This window comes from Pseudomonas sp. S2_A10 (assembly GCF_054668465.1).
Map to the genome: position 1 here is coordinate 4,569,904 of NZ_CP162773.1, position 20,938 is coordinate 4,590,841.

At 57.9% G+C, this 20,938-nt stretch carries 20 protein-coding genes, 3 tRNA genes and 5 pseudogenes; 18 read left to right on the top strand and 10 right to left on the bottom strand.

Features of this window, described 5'->3' with window-relative positions:
• Positions 1–9 precede the first annotated feature (9 nt).
• From AB4N41_RS20485 to AB4N41_RS20505, 5 genes are all read right to left on the bottom strand, one after another.
• A complete protein-coding gene (locus AB4N41_RS20485) occupies positions 10–1,032 on the bottom strand; it encodes an ABC transporter permease (protein WP_460137926.1) in 1,023 nt (340 codons plus the stop codon).
• Positions 1,032–2,093, bottom strand: a complete 1,062-nt coding sequence (locus tag AB4N41_RS20490; protein ID WP_056785267.1) for a microcin C ABC transporter permease YejB — start codon at positions 2,091–2,093, stop codon at positions 1,032–1,034. Before AB4N41_RS20490 ends, AB4N41_RS20485 begins: the two co-directional genes overlap by 1 nt.
• The gene (locus tag AB4N41_RS20495) at positions 2,093–3,961 is read right to left on the bottom strand and encodes an extracellular solute-binding protein (RefSeq protein WP_252878007.1); all 1,869 of its coding nucleotides are present in this window, start codon (positions 3,959–3,961) and stop codon (positions 2,093–2,095) included. Before AB4N41_RS20495 ends, AB4N41_RS20490 begins: the two co-directional genes overlap by 1 nt.
• Before the next feature lie 131 nt (positions 3,962–4,092).
• Positions 4,093–4,374 carry a peptidylprolyl isomerase gene (locus AB4N41_RS20500; RefSeq protein ID WP_041478733.1) on the bottom strand — a complete coding sequence of 94 codons (282 nt, stop codon included), beginning with the start codon at positions 4,372–4,374 and terminating at the stop codon, positions 4,093–4,095.
• A 95-nt stretch (positions 4,375–4,469) separates the two neighbouring features.
• Positions 4,470–5,339, bottom strand: a complete 870-nt coding sequence (locus AB4N41_RS20505) for an esterase/lipase family protein (protein WP_252878175.1) — start codon at positions 5,337–5,339, stop codon at positions 4,470–4,472.
• Between the two features lie 334 nt (positions 5,340–5,673).
• Between AB4N41_RS20505 and AB4N41_RS20510 the strand changes: the two genes are divergently transcribed.
• Positions 5,674–6,753, top strand: coding sequence for a hypothetical protein (locus tag AB4N41_RS20510; RefSeq protein ID WP_252878008.1), 1,080 nt, complete (start codon positions 5,674–5,676; stop codon positions 6,751–6,753).
• A gap of 54 nt (positions 6,754–6,807) precedes the next feature.
• Here the strand turns inward: AB4N41_RS20510 and AB4N41_RS20515 are convergent, their stop codons facing one another.
• Positions 6,808–7,881 (bottom strand): 3-deoxy-7-phosphoheptulonate synthase, encoded by a 1,074-nt coding sequence (locus tag AB4N41_RS20515; protein ID WP_056785275.1) that lies wholly within the window; start codon positions 7,879–7,881, stop codon positions 6,808–6,810.
• Positions 7,882–8,486: 605 nt separating this feature from the next.
• On the opposite strand from AB4N41_RS20515, the gene AB4N41_RS20520 reads away from it, so the two are divergent.
• The 6 genes from AB4N41_RS20520 to AB4N41_RS20545 all read left to right on the top strand — a co-directional run bounded on the left by AB4N41_RS20520 (position 8,487) and on the right by AB4N41_RS20545 (position 12,374).
• Positions 8,487–8,930, top strand: a complete 444-nt coding sequence (locus AB4N41_RS20520; protein WP_252878009.1) for a GNAT family N-acetyltransferase — start codon at positions 8,487–8,489, stop codon at positions 8,928–8,930.
• Between the two features lie 127 nt (positions 8,931–9,057).
• Positions 9,058–9,699 (top strand): response regulator transcription factor GacA, encoded by a 642-nt coding sequence (gene gacA, locus AB4N41_RS20525; RefSeq protein ID WP_024012761.1) that lies wholly within the window; start codon positions 9,058–9,060, stop codon positions 9,697–9,699.
• Between the two features lie 2 nt (positions 9,700–9,701).
• On the top strand, positions 9,702–11,525 hold the full coding sequence (gene uvrC / locus AB4N41_RS20530) for an excinuclease ABC subunit UvrC (RefSeq protein ID WP_056785282.1): 1,824 nt from the start codon (positions 9,702–9,704) through the stop codon (positions 11,523–11,525).
• Between the two features lie 32 nt (positions 11,526–11,557).
• Positions 11,558–12,118: a CDP-diacylglycerol--glycerol-3-phosphate 3-phosphatidyltransferase gene (gene pgsA, locus AB4N41_RS20535; protein WP_056785283.1), complete on the top strand. Its 561-nt coding sequence runs from the start codon at positions 11,558–11,560 to the stop codon at positions 12,116–12,118.
• Positions 12,119–12,178: 60 nt separating this feature from the next.
• Positions 12,179–12,254, top strand: a tRNA-Gly gene (locus tag AB4N41_RS20540).
• 46 nt (positions 12,255–12,300) lie between these two features.
• Positions 12,301–12,374: transfer RNA gene (locus tag AB4N41_RS20545), tRNA-Cys, on the top strand.
• Positions 12,375–12,460: 86 nt separating this feature from the next.
• On the opposite strand, the gene AB4N41_RS20550 is transcribed toward AB4N41_RS20545, so the two are convergent.
• Positions 12,461–12,994, bottom strand: a complete 534-nt coding sequence (locus AB4N41_RS20550; protein WP_164488345.1) for a GAF domain-containing protein — start codon at positions 12,992–12,994, stop codon at positions 12,461–12,463.
• Between the two features lie 490 nt (positions 12,995–13,484).
• On the opposite strand from AB4N41_RS20550, the gene AB4N41_RS20555 reads away from it, so the two are divergent.
• A tRNA-Leu gene (locus AB4N41_RS20555) sits at positions 13,485–13,571 on the top strand.
• Between the two features lie 82 nt (positions 13,572–13,653).
• On the opposite strand, the pseudogene AB4N41_RS20560 reads toward AB4N41_RS20555, so the two are convergent.
• Positions 13,654–14,076: pseudogene (locus tag AB4N41_RS20560) on the bottom strand (tyrosine-type recombinase/integrase); the annotation flags it as partial.
• Between AB4N41_RS20560 and AB4N41_RS20565 the strand changes: the two are divergent.
• Together AB4N41_RS20565 and AB4N41_RS20570 are read left to right on the top strand one after the other, a co-directional pair.
• Positions 14,066–14,704, top strand: a pseudogene (locus AB4N41_RS20565) (phage minor tail protein L); the annotation flags it as partial. The pseudogenes AB4N41_RS20560 and AB4N41_RS20565 sit on opposite strands and share 11 nt — an antisense overlap.
• Position 14,705: 1 nt before the next feature.
• Entirely contained in the window at positions 14,706–15,470 is a 765-nt protein-coding gene (locus AB4N41_RS20570; RefSeq protein ID WP_460137927.1) for a C40 family peptidase, read from the top strand.
• A 139-nt stretch (positions 15,471–15,609) separates the two neighbouring features.
• Here AB4N41_RS20570 and AB4N41_RS20575 read toward each other — a convergent pair whose 3' ends face one another.
• Positions 15,610–15,840 carry a hypothetical protein gene (locus AB4N41_RS20575; RefSeq protein WP_460137928.1) on the bottom strand — a complete coding sequence of 77 codons (231 nt, stop codon included), beginning with the start codon at positions 15,838–15,840 and terminating at the stop codon, positions 15,610–15,612.
• Between the two features lie 88 nt (positions 15,841–15,928).
• Positions 15,929–16,150, bottom strand: a complete 222-nt coding sequence (locus AB4N41_RS20580; RefSeq protein WP_460137929.1) for a hypothetical protein — start codon at positions 16,148–16,150, stop codon at positions 15,929–15,931.
• A 233-nt stretch (positions 16,151–16,383) separates the two neighbouring features.
• On the opposite strand from AB4N41_RS20580, the gene AB4N41_RS20585 reads away from it, so the two are divergent.
• The 8 genes and pseudogenes from AB4N41_RS20585 (at position 16,384) to AB4N41_RS20620 (ending at position 20,936) form a co-directional block, all read left to right on the top strand.
• A complete protein-coding gene (locus AB4N41_RS20585; protein ID WP_460137930.1) occupies positions 16,384–17,016 on the top strand; it encodes an AbiU2 domain-containing protein in 633 nt (210 codons plus the stop codon).
• Positions 17,017–17,100: 84 nt separating this feature from the next.
• The gene (locus AB4N41_RS20590) at positions 17,101–17,445 is read left to right on the top strand and encodes a hypothetical protein (protein WP_460137931.1); all 345 of its coding nucleotides are present in this window, start codon (positions 17,101–17,103) and stop codon (positions 17,443–17,445) included.
• A gap of 79 nt (positions 17,446–17,524) precedes the next feature.
• Positions 17,525–18,088 carry a tail assembly protein gene (locus tag AB4N41_RS20595; protein WP_460137932.1) on the top strand — a complete coding sequence of 188 codons (564 nt, stop codon included), beginning with the start codon at positions 17,525–17,527 and terminating at the stop codon, positions 18,086–18,088.
• Between the two features lie 58 nt (positions 18,089–18,146).
• Positions 18,147–18,407 (top strand): annotated as a pseudogene (locus AB4N41_RS20600) (hypothetical protein); the annotation flags it as partial.
• Between the two features lie 5 nt (positions 18,408–18,412).
• A pseudogene (locus AB4N41_RS20605) lies at positions 18,413–18,646 on the top strand (phage tail tip fiber protein); the annotation flags it as partial.
• Positions 18,647–18,661: 15 nt separating this feature from the next.
• Positions 18,662–18,973 carry a hypothetical protein gene (locus tag AB4N41_RS20610; protein ID WP_460138417.1) on the top strand — a complete coding sequence of 104 codons (312 nt, stop codon included), beginning with the start codon at positions 18,662–18,664 and terminating at the stop codon, positions 18,971–18,973.
• Positions 18,973–19,653 (top strand): annotated as a pseudogene (locus tag AB4N41_RS20615) (hypothetical protein). Before AB4N41_RS20610 ends, AB4N41_RS20615 begins: the two are co-directional and overlap by 1 nt.
• 20 nt (positions 19,654–19,673) lie before the next feature.
• Complete coding sequence (locus AB4N41_RS20620) at positions 19,674–20,936, top strand: hypothetical protein (RefSeq protein ID WP_460137933.1); 1,263 nt, start codon at positions 19,674–19,676, stop codon at positions 20,934–20,936.
• Positions 20,937–20,938 lie beyond the last annotated feature (2 nt).

The following is a 20,938-nucleotide window of genomic DNA, read 5'->3' on the forward strand; positions in this document are numbered from 1 at the left end:
GGTCACGCTTCAGGATCGAGGGTCAAAAGCGTCACGTAACGCTTCGCCGATGAATACCAACAAGGAGAGGATCAGCGCCAGGGTAAAGAACGCGGTCAACCCGAGCCACGGTGCTTGCAGGTTCTGCTTGCCCTGACCGATCAGTTCACCCAGCGAAGCGCTGCCGGCCGGCATGCCGAAGCCGAGGAAATCCAGCGCGGTCAGCGTCGAAATCGCTCCGGTCAGAATGAACGGCAGGTAACTCAGCGTCGCGTTCATTGCGTTGGGCAGAATGTGCCGGAAGATCACCTTGCGGTCAGTCAGGCCCAGGGCACGTGCGGCTTTGACGTATTCCAGATTGCGCCCGCGCAGGAACTCGGCGCGCACCACGTCCACCAGCGCCAACCAGGAAAACAGCGCCATGATCCCCAGCAGCCACCGGAAATTCGGCTCGACGAAACCGGAGAGGATGATCAGCAGATACAACACCGGCAGCCCCGACCAGACTTCCAGCACGCGTTGTCCAAGCAGGTCGACCCAGCCACCGTAATACCCCTGCAACGCGCCGGCGGCGATACCGATCAGCGCACTGACAAATGTCAGCATCAAGGCAAACAGAATCGACACCCGAGCGCCAAAGATGACCCGCGCCAGCACATCCCGCGCCTGATCGTCGGTGCCCAGCCAGTTCACCGAAGTCGGGGGACTTGGCGCCGGTTTGTTCAGGTCATAGTTGGGGGTGTCGTCGCTGAACGGAATCGGCGGGAACAGCAACCAGCCACCGTCCTTGCGTATCAGATTCTGCACGTACTCGCTGCGATAATCGGCCTGAAACGGCAGTTGCCCGCCGAACTCCTGTTCGGTATGGCGCTTGAACACCGGGAAGTACCACTGGCCCTGATAACTGACCATCAACGGTTTGTCGTTGGCGATCAACTCGCCACCCAGCGTCAGGATGAACAGGCCGATGAACAGCCACAGCGACCACCAGCCACGACGGTTTTTCTTGAAACGTTCGAAACGGCGACGACCCAAAGGCGAGAGCTTGAACATCAGGCATTCCTCGCGGCGAAGTCGATACGCGGGTCGACCAGGGTGTAGCACAGGTCGCCGATCAGTTTTATCAGCAGGCCGAACAGGGTGAAGATGAACAGTGAACCGAACACCACTGGATAATCCCGCGATACCGCTGCTTCGTAACTCATGCGCCCAAGGCCATCGAGGGAGAAGATCACTTCGATCAGCAGTGAGCCGGCGAAGAACACACTGATGAACGCCTGAGGTATCCCCGAGACCACCAACAGCATGGCGTTGCGAAACACGTGTCCGTACAGCACGCGGCGTTCGCTCAAGCCTTTGGCGCGGGCCGTTACTACGTACTGTCGGGTGATTTCATTGAGGAACGAGTTTTTTGTAAGGATCGTCAGCGTCGCGAATCCACCGATCACCAGCGCCGTGACCGGGAGCACCAGATGCCAGAAGTAATCGGCGATCTTGCCCAGTGTCGACAGCGATTCGAAGTTGTCCGACACCAGCCCGCGCACCGGAAACCAGTTCAGCGAAGTGCCGCCGGCGAATACGACGATCAGGAACATCGCGAACAGAAACGCCGGCATGGCGTAACCGATGATGATCGCCGTGCTGCTCCAGATATCGAAATGGCTGCCGTGGTGCACAGCCTTGCGGATGCCCAGCGGGATCGACACGAGATAGGTGATCAGCGTCGCCCACAGCCCGAGCGAAATGGTCACCGGCATCTTTTCCAGAATCAGGTCGGTGACTGTCGCGCCACGGAAGAAGCTCTTGCCGAAGTCCAGTTGCGCGTAATTCTTCAGCATCAGCCACAGACGCTCGTGGGCCGGTTTGTCGAAGCCGTACTGCTTTTCGATGTCCTTGATCAGCTGCGGATCAAGGCCACGGCTGGCGCGCGAGGCAGAGCTCGAGGTCTCGCTGGCACCGCCGCCGACACTGGCACCGCCAATGCCTTGCAGGTGGGCGATGGCTTGTTCCACCGGTCCGCCGGGCGCGGCCTGAATGATCACGAAATTGACCAGCAGGATGATCACCAGCGTCGGAATGATCAGCAGCAGGCGCCGCAGTATGTAACCCCACATCAGTGCGGTCCTCCGGGTCTGCCGCGACTGATTTTCTCAGCGGTCATCTGTTGATTGGTCAGTGGCGTGCGGCTGATTTCCCACCAGCTCTCGATGGCTTCGTCATTGCTCGCCTGCACCGTGGGAATGCCGAAGCGGTTCCACCAGACGGTCGAGGTGCCTGGCGGGTAGTAATTGGGAATCCAGTAGTAGTTCCATTGCAGCACCCGGTCCAGCGCATGGGCGTAATGCAGCATGTCTGATTGGGTCGAGGCGCGGATCAGGCCGTTGATCAAAGTGTCGACTGCCGGATTTTTCAGCACCATGTAATTGTTCGCGCCCGGATCGTTGGCCGCTGCCGAGCCGAAGTAGTTGAGCAACTCGCCGCCCGGAGAAGTAGTAACGGGGTAGCCGGTGACGATCATGTCGTAGTCGCGACTCATCAGGCGATTGACGTATTGCGAGGCGTCGATGCGGCGAATATTGAGCTCGATGCCGATCTGTTTCAGCGTGCGCTTGTAAGGCAACAGCAGGCGGTCCATTCCATTCTGGCTGACCAGAAAAGTGAAGCTCAGCGGTTCGCCGGCGCTGTTGACCAACTGGTCGCCATCCGGTTTCCAGCCGGCCTGCTCGAGCAGTTCCAGGGCTTGCAACTGCTTGTCACGGATGATGCCGCTGCCATCGGTCTTCGGTGCTTCGAAGACTGTGCTGAACACTTCCTCAGGCACCTGACCGCGCAGCGGTTCAAGGATTTTCAGTTCCTGTGCGTCGGGCAACTGTCGGGCGGCGAGGTCGGTGTTGGAGAAGTAACTCTGCTGGCGGATATAGACGTTACGCATCATCTGCCGGTTGCTCCATTCGAAATCCCAGAGCATCGCCAGTGCCTGGCGCACGCGGCGGTCCTGGAACATCGGCTTTTGCAGGTTGAACACGAAACCCTGGGCCGATTGCGGCGCTTCAGTGGCGAGGTGGGCCTTCTGCAAACGGCCATCGCTGAGGGCAGGGCTGTCGTAGCCGATCGAGTAGCCGGTCGCGGAAAACTCGCGGTTGTAGTCATAGGCGCCACCACGCAGTACCTGGCGGGCGACATCGGTGTCGCCGAAGTACTCGATGCTGAAATGGTCGAAGTTGTACAGGCCGCGGCTGACCGGCAGGTCCTTGCCCCACCAGTCGCCATTGCGTTCGAACGTGATACTGCGCCCGGAGTCGACCTTGCCAACCCGGTACGGCCCGCTGCCCAGCGGCGGTTCATAACCACCGCCGCCGGCGAAATCGCGGCTCTTCCACCAGTGTTCGGGGAATACCGGCAAGGTCGCGATGTCCAGCGGCAAAGTTCGGTTTTCGTTACTTTTGAAGTCGAAGCGCACGGTCAGCGGTGCCTCGATTTCGACGCCTTTGACGTCGGCGAACTGGGTGCGATAACGCAGGCTGCCCTGGGTCATCAGAAGGTTGTAGGTGTAGCGCACGTCTTCGGCGGTAATCGGTTTGCCATCGGCAAAGCGCGCCTTCGGGTTGATGAAGAAACGTAGCGAAAGACCATCGTCCGAACGTTCCATCTTCTGCGCAACCAGACCATAGACGGTGTAAGGCTCGTCCAGCGAGCGCTGGGCCAGCGGCGAGTACAGCAGGCCGTCGATCTGCGTCACGCCGATGCCTTTGTCTATATAAGGCAGCAAATGGTCGAAGTGGCCGATCTCGATGGCCGAGCGCCGCATCGTCCCGCCCTTCGGCGCTTGCGGATTGGTGTAGTCGAAATGGCTGAAACCGGCGGGGTATTTGGCCGGTTCGCCGTAAACGGTCAGTGCGTGTTGCGGGGCAGCGTTCACGCCAGCGGCGCCAATGAGAAAGGCGAGGGCGGTGAGCATCAGTGTGGGAAAAACCAGTCGCATCGTCAGCCTTGGAACGCAAAATCGATAAGCGCAAGTTGTACGCGAGCCGCGCGCCACTCGCCAGCCGTATATGTAACTGAAACACAACGGCCCACCAGAAGGCGGGCCGTTGTCAGCAATCGGACGACGAATCAGTCCTGACGGCTGGTGACTTCCAGCAGGTGATAACCGAACTGGGTTTTTACCGGGCCTTGCACGACGTTGATCGGCGCGCTGAATACCACGGTGTCGAATTCCTTGACCATCTGGCCTGGACCGAACGAGCCCAGATCGCCGCCCTGACGGCTGGACGGGCAGGTGGAGTTGGCTTTGGCGACTTCAGCGAAATCGGCGCCGGCTTCGATCTGAGCCTTGAGTTCGTTGCACTTGTCTTCGCTGGAAACCAGGATGTGGCGGGCAGTGGCTTTGGCCATGGGGAATTCTCCGAACTGTTTCAATAAAAGGTGGAGCGTACCGGAATCAGTCGGCGAATTCTCGGCAAAGTTCCATTCTGCGTTCCTTGCCCGATTCATAGATCCGCCGCTTGCAGACGCTGGGCATGTTCGACGTACAGGTCGATCGGATCCGGCGAGGGCGCTTTTGTGCCCGCGCTCCGCCGCAGGCTGGCCAAATGATCCATTGGGTAATCGGAGCGGATCACTTGGCCGAGATGGCTACTGAAGCGTCCGACGAAACCATCATTCTGCTGGGGTTCGGTGGCGAAATATTGCGACAGGACCCGGCAGGTTGCTTGAACCGGATCCAGCACTGGCAACGTGGATTGCGCAACAACCCCGCTCCACGAGTAGTAGCGCACGCCGTTGACTTGCTCAGGACCATGCCCGCCCCAGGTTTGCGGCAGTCCCTGGGGAAATTTGTCATTGAATTTACCGACGCCGACCGTGGTCAATGCGTTGAGTGCGGCTAACGCATTCTGCGGCAATGTCGCGCTGCCGCTCAGTAGCGACAGTAAGTCGGCGAAGTGCGTTGCGACATTCTGTGCGACGGCTTCGGGAAGCTTGCCCGGAATCAGTGCCCTGCGCAGGAAGTCGGCGAGCTCCGAGCCATGGTTCGGGCCACTGACGGAGGTGACCGAAGCGACGACGTCTGGTGCAAGCGCCGCCGCATAGCGTGCAGCGAGTGCGCCTTGACTGTGTCCTATGAGGTTGACTTTCTTCGCGCCTGTGCCTCGTAGCACGCAAGCAATCTGTGACAGCAATTGCTCACCCCGCTTTTCATTGTCGTGGGTGGCCGAAAGGTGTGGAACAAACAATCGACATCCGGCGGTTTTCAGCGCGGACTTGACGTCATGGAACAGCTCGAAATGACCGATATGCTCGAACCCGAACAGACCGTGGACCAACAGGATGGGATAACGAGTTGTAGCATTCCGTTGCATGTTCTTACCTTTTTCGTAGAAGTTCATCGGGAAATCACCGGGCCACTCTAAAACACTCATCCCGTTGAAGAAGTACGAAGAGGCTTCACATTGCGTTTGAAAATGGACTACGAGGCGTACGAAATTTCGGAGAGCTGTGAAATCCGAATCGGAAGTTCAGTGGGTCGTTTGTCGGCATAACCGCGTGATCTCTGCTGTTGCCTACTTTGCGAGTAGCGGTTACGCCGTTGTCGCGGTGGATTCGGCTGACATCCGGAACGTTCAAATAGGTCCTCAATGTAGATGTCAGTGTCGTCATTCGGGGCGGCACGTTTTCCAGGGAGTGGAAGCGAAAATGAATAGCCATGAAATCGAGTTTTGCTGGCGGATGCGCCAGCCGATGGTTGCCGAAGTGTCTATCGAACCTCTGGTCGCGCCAACGATTGACGGGCTCCAAGGGAGCGTGTTGGATCCTTCGCTGGCCAAGGCCATCGTTCGCATTTCCCCTTATGCCAACATGAGCTGCGGCGATCAGATCGTGCTGTCTTGGGAGGGGCTGGATATCGAAGGCTTTGCCTATCAATACGAGAGTGTTCGATTCATCAGCCAGGTCCAGGTTGGCAAAGACGTCATCTTCGTCATCAAGGCGATGCATGTCGCTGCGCTGGACGGGGGCTCGCTGGAGGTTTACTGGACACTGCAAAGTGCGTCCGCGCCCAAGGCAGTGGAATCTGCTCGCCTGCAACTGTCTGTCGGGGACGTTGGACCGCATCTGTTGGCGCCGCAAATAGAAGGCTCGGTAAACGGAGCGCTGGAGCCGTCGCGAGTGGTCGAAGGCACCCTGGTGACCCTGCAGCCTTACGCTCGGATGTCAGCGGGCGACCGGATCATGCTGTCGTGGCATGGAGATGCTTCGCCTGAAATATTCACCGACTCGTTGAAGGTCGAGGCCTGCGCCGTCGCGCAAAGCCTGTCCTTCTGGGTGCCGGCCAGCTACGTCGAAGCGCATCGTGGTGGCGAGGTGGTGGTCGCCTACCGTGTTGAACAACGCTGTGGAGCCAGCCGAACCTCGGAGCCTGCGACGGTTTTCATTGGGCCGGCAGTGCGTGCTGAACTGGCCGCGCCGGATATTGTTGGGACGATCGGTGATGTGCTGTCGGTGAAGGACTCGATAGAGGGGGTTTCCATTCTGATTGAAGACCCGCTGGTGCAGGAAGACGAGTTGGTCTATCTCAAGTGCGATGGTGATTTTTTCAGTCATCGCGATGATCTTGAAATCACTCGGGAGGCGGCCGGGCAACCGGTGAGTTTCATTGTTCCCCATCGGTTCTGGCGCGAGCACCACGGCACGACGGTGGAGATTGCCTACACCATCGAACGTCTGGACGATACCAGTCAGCAATCTGCCGTGAGGCGGATCAGCATAGTGGCATAACCTGGGGAAGGTCAGCCCTCCGCGCTTCGTATGGAACGGGAGGGCGATCTGCGATCAGGCCCTGGCGTTAGCGAGGCGCCGTGCGGCGTCGGTCAGCAACTGTTCCGTTGCGTCAAAGCCGAGGCAGCCATCAGTTATCGATACGCCGTAGCGTAGAGAGGTGCTCAGCGGCTGGCAGCCTTCGAACAGATGAGATTCCAGCATCGCGCCGATCAGCGAGTGGTTGCCACGCAGGCGTTGTTCAAGCACCTCGTTGAACACGGCTGGCTGACGCAGTGGATCCTTGCCGCTGTTGGCATGGCTGCAATCGACCATGATCCGGCTGGGAATCTTCAGTCGGCTGAGTTCGGCGCTGATGTTGGCTACGCTGGTTGCGTCGTAGTTTGGCCCTTGATGGCCACCGCGCAGCACAATGTGGGTGTCAGCGTTGCCGGCTGTCTGCACGATCGCCGGATGCCCTTGGCTGTCGACGCCGAAGTGTCGATGCGGATGGCCTGCCGAGCGCATGGCGTCGACAGCAATGGCGGCGCCGCCGTCGGTGCCGTTCTTGAAGCCCACGGGCATGTTCAAGCCACTGGCCATTTCGCGGTGGATCTGCGACTCGGTGGTGCGGGCTCCAATGGCCACCCAGCTCAGCAGGTCATCAAAGTAGCTGGCGGCCATGGGTTGCAGGAGTTCGGTAGCGACCGGTAGTCCGAGCTGGATCATTTCCAGCATCAGTCCGCGCGACAGCGTCAGACCGGCAGCCATATCGTCAGTGCCGTCCAGATGCGGATCGTAGGCCAGACCTTTCCAGCCGACCGTCGTACGCGGCTTTTCGACGTAGGCGCGCATGACCAGCAGCATTTCACTGCTGACATCTTCGGCCAGGCGAGCGAGTTTGCTGGCGTACTCAATCGCTGATTGCGGGTCATGGATAGAGCAGGGGCCAACGATGACCAGCAGGCGTGGGTCTTCACCGTCAAGGATGGCGCGCACCGCCTGGCGATGAGTGTTGACCTGTTGATGCAGGGAATGGCTGAGCGGCAATTGCTGTTTGAGCTGCAACGAGCTGGGCAGACGCAGGGTCAGTGCTTCGTTGGCAGAATCGAGGGTGGACAGCGGCAAAGCGGAAACTGAAGAGTTCATGTTCGGTCTTCCTGGGCGGATGGCGGGTTTTTCCCGCGCACTCGGCCCTACTGGGGTGTTCGACAAATGGCCGTACTGGCTAGGCATGTGTGTTTGCCACCTGTGGGTGACCGATCGGAGGCGGCAGGCTGTCCCGAGCGGAGGCTGGTAAATCGCCAGGCGCTAAAGCTGTCGTAACGGTAATAAGTGGCGTGGTTCATGGTGTAATCCTCGAAATGTGGTGTGTCGCTGAAAGTGATGGGCCTGAAAAAACAAAACCCCCGGTCGGGAGGCCGACCGGGGGTTGAGAAATCTCTGGTAGGCGACCCGTTATCATGGGCGCCGTTTGGGTATCAGGCGCGCCAGTGGCTAAACCAATACCCAAAATAAAAATTGTCAGGAGCGCAAGTGTGATTCACCCGGGCAGCCGCGACCGAGCGCAGGGCGCTGGTGGTGCAAGACTGTGGAAGGGTGTTGAACATGTGCTGTCTCCGTTGAATGCGCCGAGCTTACTCGACGCTGATACGCATCAGCAATCAGAAAATGCTATTGCCCGCCGCTCGAAACGCCTATCACTGGCAAACCATGCGGGTGAAGGGCAACTTTGCAGTCATGGAGAAAGCTGAATGAGTTATCGAATCCGGCATGCCACCCGTGATGATCTTGCTCTTGCGCGGGATCTGACCTGTCGCAACATGCTGCGCTATTACATTGACCACGACCTGTTGTGGCAGGACGAGGCGTTCGACGCAGGCTGGCAGTATCGTGACAACTGGATGATCCTCCAGGATGAACTGGCGATCGGTTTTTTCAGTCTGAGCCAGGATGCGCGGGCGCTGTACATACGCGAATTGCAGATTGATCATCTCTGGCAAGGGCAGGGCGCCGGTTCCTGGGCCATTGGTCAAGTTACCGAAATGGCTCGTCAGGCAAGACGACCGGCACTGCGACTGACAGTGTTTGACAATAACCGGGCGCAAAAACTGTATGCACGCAAAGGACTGCGCATCGTGGGCAGGGATGAGTGTTTCCTCAGGATGCAGCTTGATTTGAGTACAGCTGTGCTCTGAAACCCACAGCCGGCAAGCCCTGAATGATGAATTGAAACTTTTTAAATGCGGCTTTCCGCTAGGTCTGTCTGGCACTTTTTGCTAAGGTGTCCGGCATCCCAATAAGACCATATCGCGAGGTGTCTGCTTGATTAGGGTGCTAGTGGTCGACGACCATGATCTCGTTCGCACAGGCATTACACGAATGCTGGCCGATATCGATGGCCTGCAAGTGGTGGGTCAGGCCGAGTCAGGTGAAGAGTCCCTGATCAAGGCCCGTGAATTGAAGCCTGACGTAGTGCTCATGGACGTCAAGATGCCTGGCATTGGCGGCCTCGAAGCCACGCGAAAGCTGCTGCGCAGCCACCCGGACATCAAGGTGGTTGCCGTTACGGTGTGCGAGGAAGACCCTTTCCCGACGCGTTTGCTGCAGGCCGGGGCGGCTGGTTACCTGACCAAGGGCGCGGGTCTGCCGGAAATGGTTCAGGCCATTCGTCTGGTCTTCGCCGGGCAGCGTTACATCAGTCCGCAGATCGCTCAGCAGTTGGCAATCAAATCATTCCAGCCCACCAATGATTCGCCGTTCGATGCGTTGTCCGAGCGGGAAATCCAGATTGCGTTGATGATTGTCGGTTGCCAGAAGGTCCAGATCATTTCCGACAAGTTGTGCCTGTCGCCGAAAACCGTGAATACCTACCGCTACCGCATTTTCGAGAAGCTTTCGATCAGCAGCGACGTCGAGTTGACACTGCTCGCGGTGCGTCACGGCATGGTGGATGCCAGCGCCTGACCATGACCGAGACATTTGATTCCAGTGCTTTCCTGTCGACCGTCAGCGGTCGGCCCGGCGTCTATCGCATGTTCGACAGCGAAGCGCGCCTGCTCTATGTCGGCAAAGCGAAAAACCTGAAGAAACGTCTGGCGAGCTACTTTCGCAAGACCGGGCTGGCGCCGAAGACGGCCGCACTGGTCGGCCGTATCGCTCAGGTCGAGACGACCATCACCGCCAACGAAACCGAAGCGTTGTTGCTTGAGCAAACGCTGATCAAGGAGTGGCGCCCGCCGTACAACATCCTGCTGCGCGACGATAAATCCTATCCGTACGTGTTTCTCTCCGACGGGCAGTTTCCGCGACTGAGCATCCATCGCGGGGCAAAAAAGGCCAAGGGCAAGTATTTCGGCCCATATCCGAGTGCCGGTGCCATACGCGAAAGCCTGAGTATCCTGCAAAAAACCTTTTTCGTTCGCCAGTGCGAAGACAGCTATTACAGGAACCGCACCCGTCCGTGCCTGCAATACCAGATCAAACGCTGCAAGGCGCCGTGCGTGGGGTTGGTCGAGCCTGACGTCTACGCCGAAGACGTACGCCACTCGGTGATGTTCCTCGAAGGTCGCAGCCATGCGCTGACCAACGAGCTGTCCACGGCGATGGAAGAGGCAGCGATCAATCTCGAGTTCGAGCGCGCGGCCGAATTGCGTGACCAGATCGGATTGCTGCGCCGGGTACAGGACCAGCAGAGCATGGAAGGCGGCACCGGCGATATCGACGTTATTGCCGCATTCGTCAACCCCGGCGGCGCCTGTGTCCACCTGATCAGCGTGCGCGGCGGGCGAGTGCTGGGCAGCAAGAATTTTTTCCCGCAGGTCGGCATCGAGGAAGACGTTTCCGAAGTCATGGCGGCGTTTCTCGGCCAGTACTACATCAGCAGCCCCGAACGCGATTTGCCGAGCGAACTGATCGTTAACGTGGTTCATGAAGATTTCCCAGCGTTGATCGAAGGGATTCATACCTTGCGCGGCCGCGAATTGGCCATCAGTCACCGGGTGCGCGGTACCCGTGCGCGCTGGCAGCAACTGGCCGTGACCAACGCTGAGCAAGCGTTGGGCGCGCGTCTGGCCAACCGTCAGCACACCGCCGCGCGATTCGACGCGCTGGCCGAAGTGCTGAATCTGGATGAGCCGCCGCAACGTTTGGAATGCTACGACATCAGTCATTCCAGCGGCGAAGCGACGGTTGCCTCCTGCGTGGTGTTCGGGCCGGAAGGTGCGATCAAGTCGGATTACCGCCGCTACAACATCGAAGGCGTCACTGCCGGCGACGATTATGCGGCCATGCACCAGGCGCTGACCCGCCGGTTCAGCAAACTCAAGGACGGCGAGGGCAAGTTGCCGGACATCCTGCTGGTCGACGGTGGCAAGGGCCAATTGTCGATGGCCCGCGATGTGCTCAACGAGCTGGCCGTACCGGATCTGATCCTGTTGGGCGTCGCCAAAGGCGCCACGCGCAAGGCCGGTTTCGAAACGTTGTATCTGAATGATGCAGCGCACGAGTTCACCTTGCGCGGCGATTCGCCCGCGTTGCACCTGATTCAGCAGATCCGCGATGAGGCACACCGCTTTGCAATTACGGGGCATCGCGCCCGTCGCGGCAAGACCCGCCGAACCTCGACGCTTGAGGGTGTCGCAGGGGTAGGGCCGACGCGCCGCCGTGACCTGTTGAAACATTTTGGTGGATTGCAGGAGCTGTCTCGTGCAAGCATCGAAGAGATCGCCAAAGCCCCGGGGATCAGTAAAAAGCTCGCTGAGTCGATTTATGCGAACCTGCATAGTGAGTAGAATGCCCCTTCACCTCGTAGCCAGTTGTGCCGATGAATATCCCTAATCTGATTACCGTTCTACGCGTCCTGCTCATCCCGATCTTTATTTTGCTGTTCTATCTGCCCTACGAATGGAGTTACATGGCCTCCGCTTCGGTGTTCGCCTTCGCGGCCGCAACGGACTGGCTCGATGGTTATCTGGCGCGCCGACTGGAGCAAAGCACACCGTTCGGGGCCTTCCTCGATCCGGTCGCCGACAAGCTGATGGTCGCTGTTGCCCTGGTCTTGCTGGTGCAGGAGCACGGCAATCTCTGGCTTACGCTGCCCGCAGCAGTCATCATCGGTCGCGAGATCGTGATTTCGGCGCTGCGCGAATGGATGGCCGAACTCGGCGCCCGGGCACAGGTGGCCGTTTCCAATCTCGGCAAATGGAAAACAGCGGCGCAAATGCTCGCGTTGGTGATTCTGCTGGCTCATCCAAAGGCATTGAGCTTCTGGGTCGTGCTCGGTTATACGCTGCTGATCGTCTCGGCAGGGCTGACCCTGTGGTCGATGGTTCAATACCTTCGCGCCGCCTGGCCGCACCTGAAGACTGATGTAGAAAAGAAATAAAAGTTTTTTGAATCAAGGGGTTGACGGGGCTTCTTAATTCTATAGAATGCGCCACACCAAGCGGGAATAGCTCAGTTGGTAGAGCACGACCTTGCCAAGGTCGGGGTCGCGAGTTCGAGTCTCGTTTCCCGCTCCAATTTGTACAGTGTTTGTTGTTGCGCTACTGACAGCAAATACTTTGAGGCCGAGTAGCAAAATGGTTATGCAGTGGATTGCAAATCCACCTACGCCGGTTCGATTCCGACCTCGGCCTCCACTATCAAAAACCCCGTAGATCAATGATCTACGGGGTTTTTTGTTGCTTGTGGGAAAAGTGTGGTGTTCCGCATCGTTTATGGAGGGTCACTCAGTCAGACACGCCCCGGTCTTGATATGGCTGGCACCTTCCACCGTCAGATTCGAGAAAAAGATGCAGCCAATAAGGCGTGCGAATAACGTCAGTGTGTCCGCAAGATCCGGGTTATCAAACAGAACGGCCCTTGAATCCAGAGCACATAGGGCACCCCAGAGTCTTCCGTCCGGCAGGAAAACAGGCGCGCCTGCGTAGCTTTCAATTGAATACTGCTTCACCACAGGACGTGACGAAAGTCGTCCATCCTTGCTGATTTGTGGAAGGAAGAGGGCTTGAGGATTTCGTCGAAACTCACTGCAGAGCGTAGTTTCCAGATCCAGCGTATCGCCGACGTTTATTCCCAGTTCAATCGGATCGTATGCCGAACAGACGATCCATTCCGTTTCCGTGAATTTTGCGATTCCGGCAAAGCGTGTACCGGTCAGGCGGGTGACAAGCTGCAGGATATTGGTGGTCGCTTCGATCTCGGCGATCGCCGAGCGCTCCTCTTGGCTTAAAGACGCTTTTAGAACGGTGTCACTCATTTGCATGGAATCAAATCTCCTGATTGCTTGTACATCCCTGAGCTCTGCTCTGGTGACGTTCTGTGAGGCGTGATCGTGGTTGAAGGGGGGCGTGCTGATACCCTTTGATTATTGATTTCGGCGCCAACCTTTAGCGTAGACATCCCGTCCAGACTTGGGTTGCCTGCTCATAATCTCAATCGATGAAACATCTGTCACCCGTGCAGCCAAGGTGATGGTGAGCATCTGAATCTTTTGAGTTTATCGCCACAATTTCCAGTCTGGTTGCTGCGATTTGCCAGTTACCTCGGCCTCTACTTCAAGCAAACTCCGTAGCTCCCTGATTTCTGAGGCTTTTTGATTTTCTGCGGTCAGCGATATTTAGTTCTCAAATCGCGCACTCCAAACTTGCTTCACCGGGACGTGATGTATATATTCCCCGCTCGGCTTTTCAAGCGGTCATCCTGTCAGGATCCAACCGCAAGGCTGAGCAGAGCAATACCGCGCTACCGCCCGAATGGCGAAACTGGTAGACGCATGGGACTTAAAATCCCCCGCTCGTAAGGGCGTGCCGGTTCGATTCCGGCTTCGGGCACCATCTTAAATCAAGGGTTTGCGGGCGAAAGCTGATGCAAACCCTTGTTTGTTTCTGGTCCGCTATTTTGAACTTGGTCCGCAATTCACTTGGTAGGCATGACCTTTTTGCCTTTTCGATTGCGGATGTACTGCTCGGTCATAACCACCGTCGTATGCCCAAGTTGATCTCTGGCTTGCAAGATATCGCCACTGGATTCAGCCTTGTCGGTACCCGCCTTGGCGCGCAAGTCGCGCATCTGAAATTCAGCTTTCGGCACGCCGGCCGCCTCCCTGGCCAAGTCAAACCTCCTTCGCAACATCGCCACCGTCATCGGCGTGCCGTCCTCAGTAACGATCAGCCGCGTCGAGCGGACCTTGTGTTCTGACTTCCGAGACATGATTCGATCAATCAAAACCTTCAGCTCTCCCGTTATGTCGATTCGACGCTTCGCCTTTGTCTTGCCCTGCAGCACCCAAATCTGCCCGTCGCGCACGTCGCGCTCGTCCATCAGCCGGGTACCGCACACGCCGGCCGAGTTGATTGCCGCCGGCGACGATGCCGACCAGCTGCCGGCGAAGGCGATCTACTGGCAGGGCAACGAGTACAGCGCCTGGCCCATGCAGATCGACGGCATTGAGGCGAACGGCGACGGCACAGCGGTCCGTCCAACTCTGTCCGTGGGCAACGTGAATGGGCGTATCACCGCGCTCTGTCTGGCGTTCGAGGACTTGCTCGAGTTCAAGCTGACGATGCGGCACACGCTCGGCAGTTACCTCGACGCGGCGAACTTCCCCGCCGGCAATCCTACGGCCGACCCAACCCAAGAAACGATCGAGGTCTGGTACATCGACCAGAAAACGAACGAAGACGGGGAGACTGTCAGCTGGGAGTTGGCCAGCCCTGGCGATGTCGGTAATGAGTCGATCGGGCGGCAGGCCACAACCCTGTGCCATTGGTGCCTCACCGCCGGATATCGCGGGCCGAACTGCGGTTACACCGGGCCGTACGTCACGAAGGACGGTGTCATCACTGACAACCCTGAGCTGGACGAGTGCGACGCCACGCTGGGCAAGGGCTGCATCCCGCGCTTCGGCGAGGGCAATCCGCTGCCGTTCGGTGGCTTCCCCGCTGTATCCCTGATCGCAAGGAGCTGACATGCGAAAGCACATCTTGAACGCGATCCAGGCGCACGCGGCGGCCGAGTACCCGAAAGAGTGCTGCGGGCTGCTGCTGGCGATCGGGCGCAGGCAACAGTACTTCCCCTGCAGCAACATCTCGACCGAGCCGAACGAAGAGTTTCGAATCGATCCGGAGCAATACGCCGCAGCCGAAGACGTCGGCGAGGTGATCGGCGTTGTGCACTCGCATCCGGATGCAACCAGTCGACCGTCACCGCGCGACCTCGCCATGTGCGAAGCGACCGCGATGCCTTGGCATATCCTGAGCTGGCCGGAAGGTGACCTGCGCACCATCGTGCCGATCGGCGAGGTGCCGCTGCTGAAACGGCCATTTGTGCACGGGGCGTGGGACTGCTGGCAGGTGTGCGCCGATTGGTACAAGCGCGAGTGGGGGCTGGAGTTCGAAGCCTTCAAGCGTGCCGATGGCTGGTGGGAGAGCAAGGACAACACCAGCCTGTACGAGGCGAACTACGAGGCGGCCGGCTTCTACCGCGTCGACCAGCCGCAGCGCGGCGACATGATCGTGATGGAAGTGGGGCACACGGTTTACCCGAACCACGCCGGGATCTTTCTCGGCACTGATCCTGCGCTGCCGGGTGAGGATGCCGCCACGTTCGGCCCCGGCCCGTTCCTGCTGCACCACCTGTACGGAAGACCGTCCGAGGTGATTGTCTTCGGCGGGCCGTGGCTCGACAGAACACGCCTGATTCTCAGGCACAAAGATGCACAGCCAACCATATGATGTGGTTTGACCACTGGAGAAGAGCAATGAAAATTATATTTGTGACCACCGAGTCTGGTGGTGTAGCAGTTGCTGGGATTGGACTTGGACCCGGGCAAGACAACGCGTCGACGCCGTGTGCGTCGACGCCAATCGGCTATCAGGAGATGCGGGACTGCAAGAAGGAAAGCATGTCCAAATAGTTGGCTTGACTGCCACCCTGAATCTGAGTCGCTTTGTAGGACTCCAGCTCATCCCAGAGTGCTTGCCTGTCAACAGAATCAAGCTTTGTAGTCGCATTGATAACTGCACCCAGTGCATTCAGTGTCACTGCCGATACCGTGTTCGCTGCTTGCTCAAGTTGAGCCAGGCGGTGTTCTACATTTTGCATTTGACCTCCAGGTCATAAACGCGCCGATATTGGCGCAATCCCAGTCCTTGGGCTTGCAGGCAATGGACTGGGACATCGATCTACGCCTTTACTCCTGCTCGTCGCGCTCAGGCAATTCCCAGTTGATATGCAGTGTGTTGGTATTTTCGTCAAACCTGACGCTTAAGTCAGATTCGGAGAAGTGATCAATAATTGCATCTGCGAACTCAGCGTTACTTTCGCTCAGCGTATAAACCGTGCTGGACAATCCGGCGCGAGCTTGGTCGTTGATGTCGTAATTAATGGAATCCATCAAGTCGCGGAATTCCATGTTCTTTTTTCCGTCTTCGGTACGGCGACGGAGCTCATCTGCATCTGGCGGCATTCTTTAGATCTCGAATATGTTATGGAATAGCCATGCGCAGCGCATGGCTTCATAACGCTACTACGGCTGGATCCAATTTCGCTACTGTGCTTTCGTCCACACTGGATGGGTGGACAGGCATTGAGGTGTTATAAGCACCGTGACATGCTTTCGGCACGGAATGGCCATTGGATCGGGAAATGTTGAGTCATAAAGAGGTTAGAGCGCAGTGCGTGGCGGCCATGGGAGCGGACTTGGGCAGCATGTATTGCGACCTTAACGACCACCTGCTAGATATTCTGCTGCTATGGAAGCAGTACGAGGCCCTTTTTGGCGTAGATCAGGATACTGTTCGTGTTCTTAACGATGCTGCCCCGACATTCTTCAGCGTCGTGCAGGCGCAGCTCTGGGACGGCGTAATGCTGGGCATTTCGAGACTGACCGACCCACCGGTTAGCGCTGGGAAGAAAACACTCTCGATCAGAGCCATTCCGGATCTTGTGACCGACCAGGCTGTTAAAGCCAAAGTAGAAAGCGCCATCAACTTAGCGTTGAGCGACGCGGAGTTCACTAGGGCACACCGTAATAAGCGGATCGCGCACAACGATTTAGTGCGTATTCAGAACCAGATCGCAAATCCACTCCCCCCAGCAAGTCGTCAAAAAATCAAGGCCGGTTTGAACGCCATCTCTGTAGTGCTGGAGGTTTTGAATGGGCACTATCGTGAGTCGACAATGCTTTACGACGATCTTATTTTCGACGGGGGCGCTGGTAGTGTTGTGCATTTGCTGAGAGACGCATTGAAGCATCGACATAGCGAGCTTGAACTCTGATTGAAAACCCCACCCCTAGCCGGGCTTTTCATTTCCGCGCCGGTCCGGTGATATCGTGCATCCTTTCCCACAGGAGTGACCTGCATGAAACTGATCGTAGGAGCGCTGGCGGTAGCGCTGTTGGCTGGGTGTGTATCCCCTGGGGATCTTCAGAAAAATGACCCGAGCTTCAAGGCAGCAACCGCGAAAGATCCCAAGCGTTATGCGCTGTGTGTTTTCCCGAAATGGCAGGACGCCAGAAGCGATGCCTCAATGTCCGAGACAGAAAACGGATACAGATTGTTGGTCGCGAGCAACAATATGACCGACGAGCTGCTGGATATACGCAAAGCACCGAAGGGCAGCACCGTAACGCTGTATCAGCGCATGGCATGGTCGCCGGGCTATGGCCGCGGAGACATGAAGCAGGCGATAAAAGATTGCCTTTGAACACCCAAAAAACAGCCGCCGAAAGGCGGTTTTTTTATGTCTGGAGAAAACCGTGACAGCAACTGCACATTGCCGGCCAATGATGACGACCATTCTTCTATCGGGTCCGCTGATTAAACTGTTCGGCCGAGTTCACTACCGCGAACTGGGCAGTCGTTCCGTAGGGGAGGCGTTCAAGGCGCTGAAGTGCACGCTGGAGGGGTTCGACGCAGCGATCAAAGACTTGGAGCGGCGCGGTCTGCGCTTCGCCATTTTCCGGAACAGAAAGAACGTGCCTGAGAAGGATTTCGCGCTGGGCGGCGCTCAGGAAATCCGCATCGTGCCGGTGGTTGGCGGCAGCAAGCGTGCTGGCCTGCTTCAAACGATCATCGGCGCAGTCCTGATTGCTGCGTCGTTTATTCCGGGGTTTCAGGCTTTGGCCCCGGTGTGCATTGCCCTCGTTGCCGGCGGTGTCATCCAAATGCTCAGTCCGCAAGCCTCAGGCTTGAAGCAAAGCGCATCCCCCGAAAACTCACCGTCCTACGCCTTCGGCAGCGCCAAGAACACCACGGCCAGCGGCAACCCGGTGCCGATCTGCATCGGCGAACGCCGCTGGGGCGGCATGATCATCTCGGCCTCAATCCTGGCTGAAGACAAAGTGTAATGAGTACAGCAGCACACCGACCGCCCGCGAGGCGGTTTTTTTATGCCTGGAGGAAAGCATGGGCGCAGCAGCACAGATCGATATCCACGGCGAGAAGGGCGGCAGCAGCAAGCCTAAATCGCCGACCGAAGCCAGCGACAGCCTGCGCTCGACCAACCTGGCTAAGCTGCTGATCGCCGTGGGCGAAGGTGAGTTCGACAGCGTCCCGACCGATTACGACATCTACCTGGACAACACCCCGATTCGCGATGCCAGCGGCAACTACAACTTCCCGAACGTGAAGTGGGACTGGCGCCCGGGATCGGTGGATCAGACGTACAGGTGTTCATGAATTCGGCGTTCATCGCCGACGGTACGATCACCAACGCCAAGATCGGCAGTTACATCAGCTCGACCAACTACATTGCCGGCGTACAAGGCTGGATCCTCAACAAAGACGGAACGCTTGAAATCAACGGCATCGTGCCCGGTCAGGGGCGGCTGGTGATCAACTCGCTGAACGTCTCGGTCTACGACGCAAACAATGTACTGCGTGTCCGTCTTGGCTATCTGGGGTGAACTATGGCTTATGGAATGAGGATCTGGGGCGCTGATGGCGTACTTCAGATCGATGAGAATTCATTCACCATTCGGGTGCTGTTCTCCACGCTGGTCACGTTCGCTCTTGGGGCCAGCAAAGGGAATCAAGATTTCTCGGTTCCTGGCATATCGCCGGGCAACGGGACGGCAATCGTGGTTCCCATCGGCGCATACCCAGATTCGCAAATGCAATTTGAAACTGAAGTCCTCGACGGCTTGGTGCGGGTTTACAACCACACGCGCACCTATGCCGCCAGCTTCACGTCGTCTGGCACTATGCGGTTGATCGTAATGAGGTGGGGTTGATGGCTTTTGGACTGCAATACACCAACAACACCAACACAGTGGTCATCGATTCTGAGTTCGCCAGGCTAATGGTGATCTCCACCGGCAGGTTTGCTCCCACGGAAGAGGGAGGTCTTGGGTCGACGACTTATTTCGTTCGCCCCGTGACTTCGCAGGAGCCACCCTTGGTGTTCGTGCGACCCGACACTGTTGGCGGCGTTGCTGGCCTGTGCAGGGTGCGGCTTATCGGTTCGGCGGGGAACTGGATCGGCTTTTATGTTCGGGCGTATGACGCAAATACCGCTCAACCGAACGGGCGCTACTTCGTTGCAGCTTTCGCTGCGCAGCCGGTGGCGCAATACGGCATGCGTCTCTGGGACGGTGCGGGGAAGTTGCTTTTTGATTCGGGCACACCCAACGCGACATTCAGCCGGGCTTTCCAGAACTGGAACTACGTCAAATATGACACCACCCCACAAGGGCTGACACGAATCTACTACTAGGTACCGTTCAACTTTCCGCAAAACGAATACATGCTGCTGAACAACTTCGGCATGCCGATGACTTCCGGCAGCGGTATTCCCCGAGAACTCTATTGCTGGTGGGACTTTACCAATAGCACGCTCTACGCAATCACCATTGCGGCTTCGAACCCGTCTGCGTTCTTCCTGCCCGCCGTCTTCGCAAAAATCGCTGCTTAAGCCCTCAAAGGAAAATATCCATGACCTGGTACAAATCAGGAACGGTCTCTGTTGCCCAAAATTCCAATGCGGTGATGGGTGTCGGCACGGCTTTCATCGCGAACTCACGTGTTGGTGATGCTTGGATCGGCCCAGATAGCGGGCTGTACGAGGTCACCAACATCGCGAGCGATACCGCTCTATCGATCTCGCCGCCGTACAAAGGGTCTACGGTCGCGGGCGGAACCTACGCCCTCGCACCGATGCAGGGCTATTTGAAAGCCACCGCCGACGCGCTCCGTCAGGCATCGCTTGAGGTGGGCGATGCGCTCGATGGATTGGAGGAGAGCGTGCAGTCGGCGGCTGAGTCGGCTGCGGCCGCGCTTTCTTCCAAAAACACGGCAGCTCAGTTGGCAGCCGCTGCTGGTCAATCCGAAACTGCATCGTTGGATTATAAAAATGCGGCGGGTCTTTCGGCAAACGCGGCGGCGCAGTCCGAAGCGGCATCGCTTAACTATAAGAATGCTGCCGGTACGTCCGCAACCAACGCCGGACAATCGGAACAGGCTGCCCTTGGTTACAAGGACGCTGCGGCAAACTCAGCACTCAGCGCCGCAGCGTCGGCCGGAGCAGCTGCAGCGCTCGGCGTTGGCCGGGGCTACATCGACGGACTAACGCTCGGCTGGGTGTCAGCTACGTCGATCAGCGTCGGCGCGGGCAGTGCGTACATCCCTTCGGTCAACAAGGTTGTCAGTTACGCAGGCGGCACTTTCACGCCATCGGGGGCGGCTAACAGCTTCATTCACGTTTACCTGACCGCTGCTGGTGACATTGAGCAGGCCGCGACCGTGCCATTGCGCTACTACAACCAAGCACACCAGAAAACAGGGGACAACTCACGCCGTTACATCGGCTCGCTGCTGGTAGGGGCGGCGAGCAACATCTACAAATTTCACCACCATCCGCTCGATTCGTCGATGAGTTATACCTTCGGCAACCCATCCGTAGCACCGTTCCGAATTCTCAATGGGGTAACAGGGATCGGCAGCGTCAGCACAGCGGCAAGCTGCCCGACGACAGCGCACACGTTGGCAGGTTCTTTCCAGACAAGCTCGGGCGGTATCGCGCAGTTCACGCTATCCGACGCTGGCACGGCGGCATCGGTAGGGTGGCAGGTGTTCGTTTCGGCGGGGACGGTGCAGAACGGAACCTGCCGTATCGCTGACGATAGGACCATCACCTATTGGACGTCTTCTTCGAACCTCGCCTACATCTACACGCTCGGCTACTACTTCGACAGGTGACG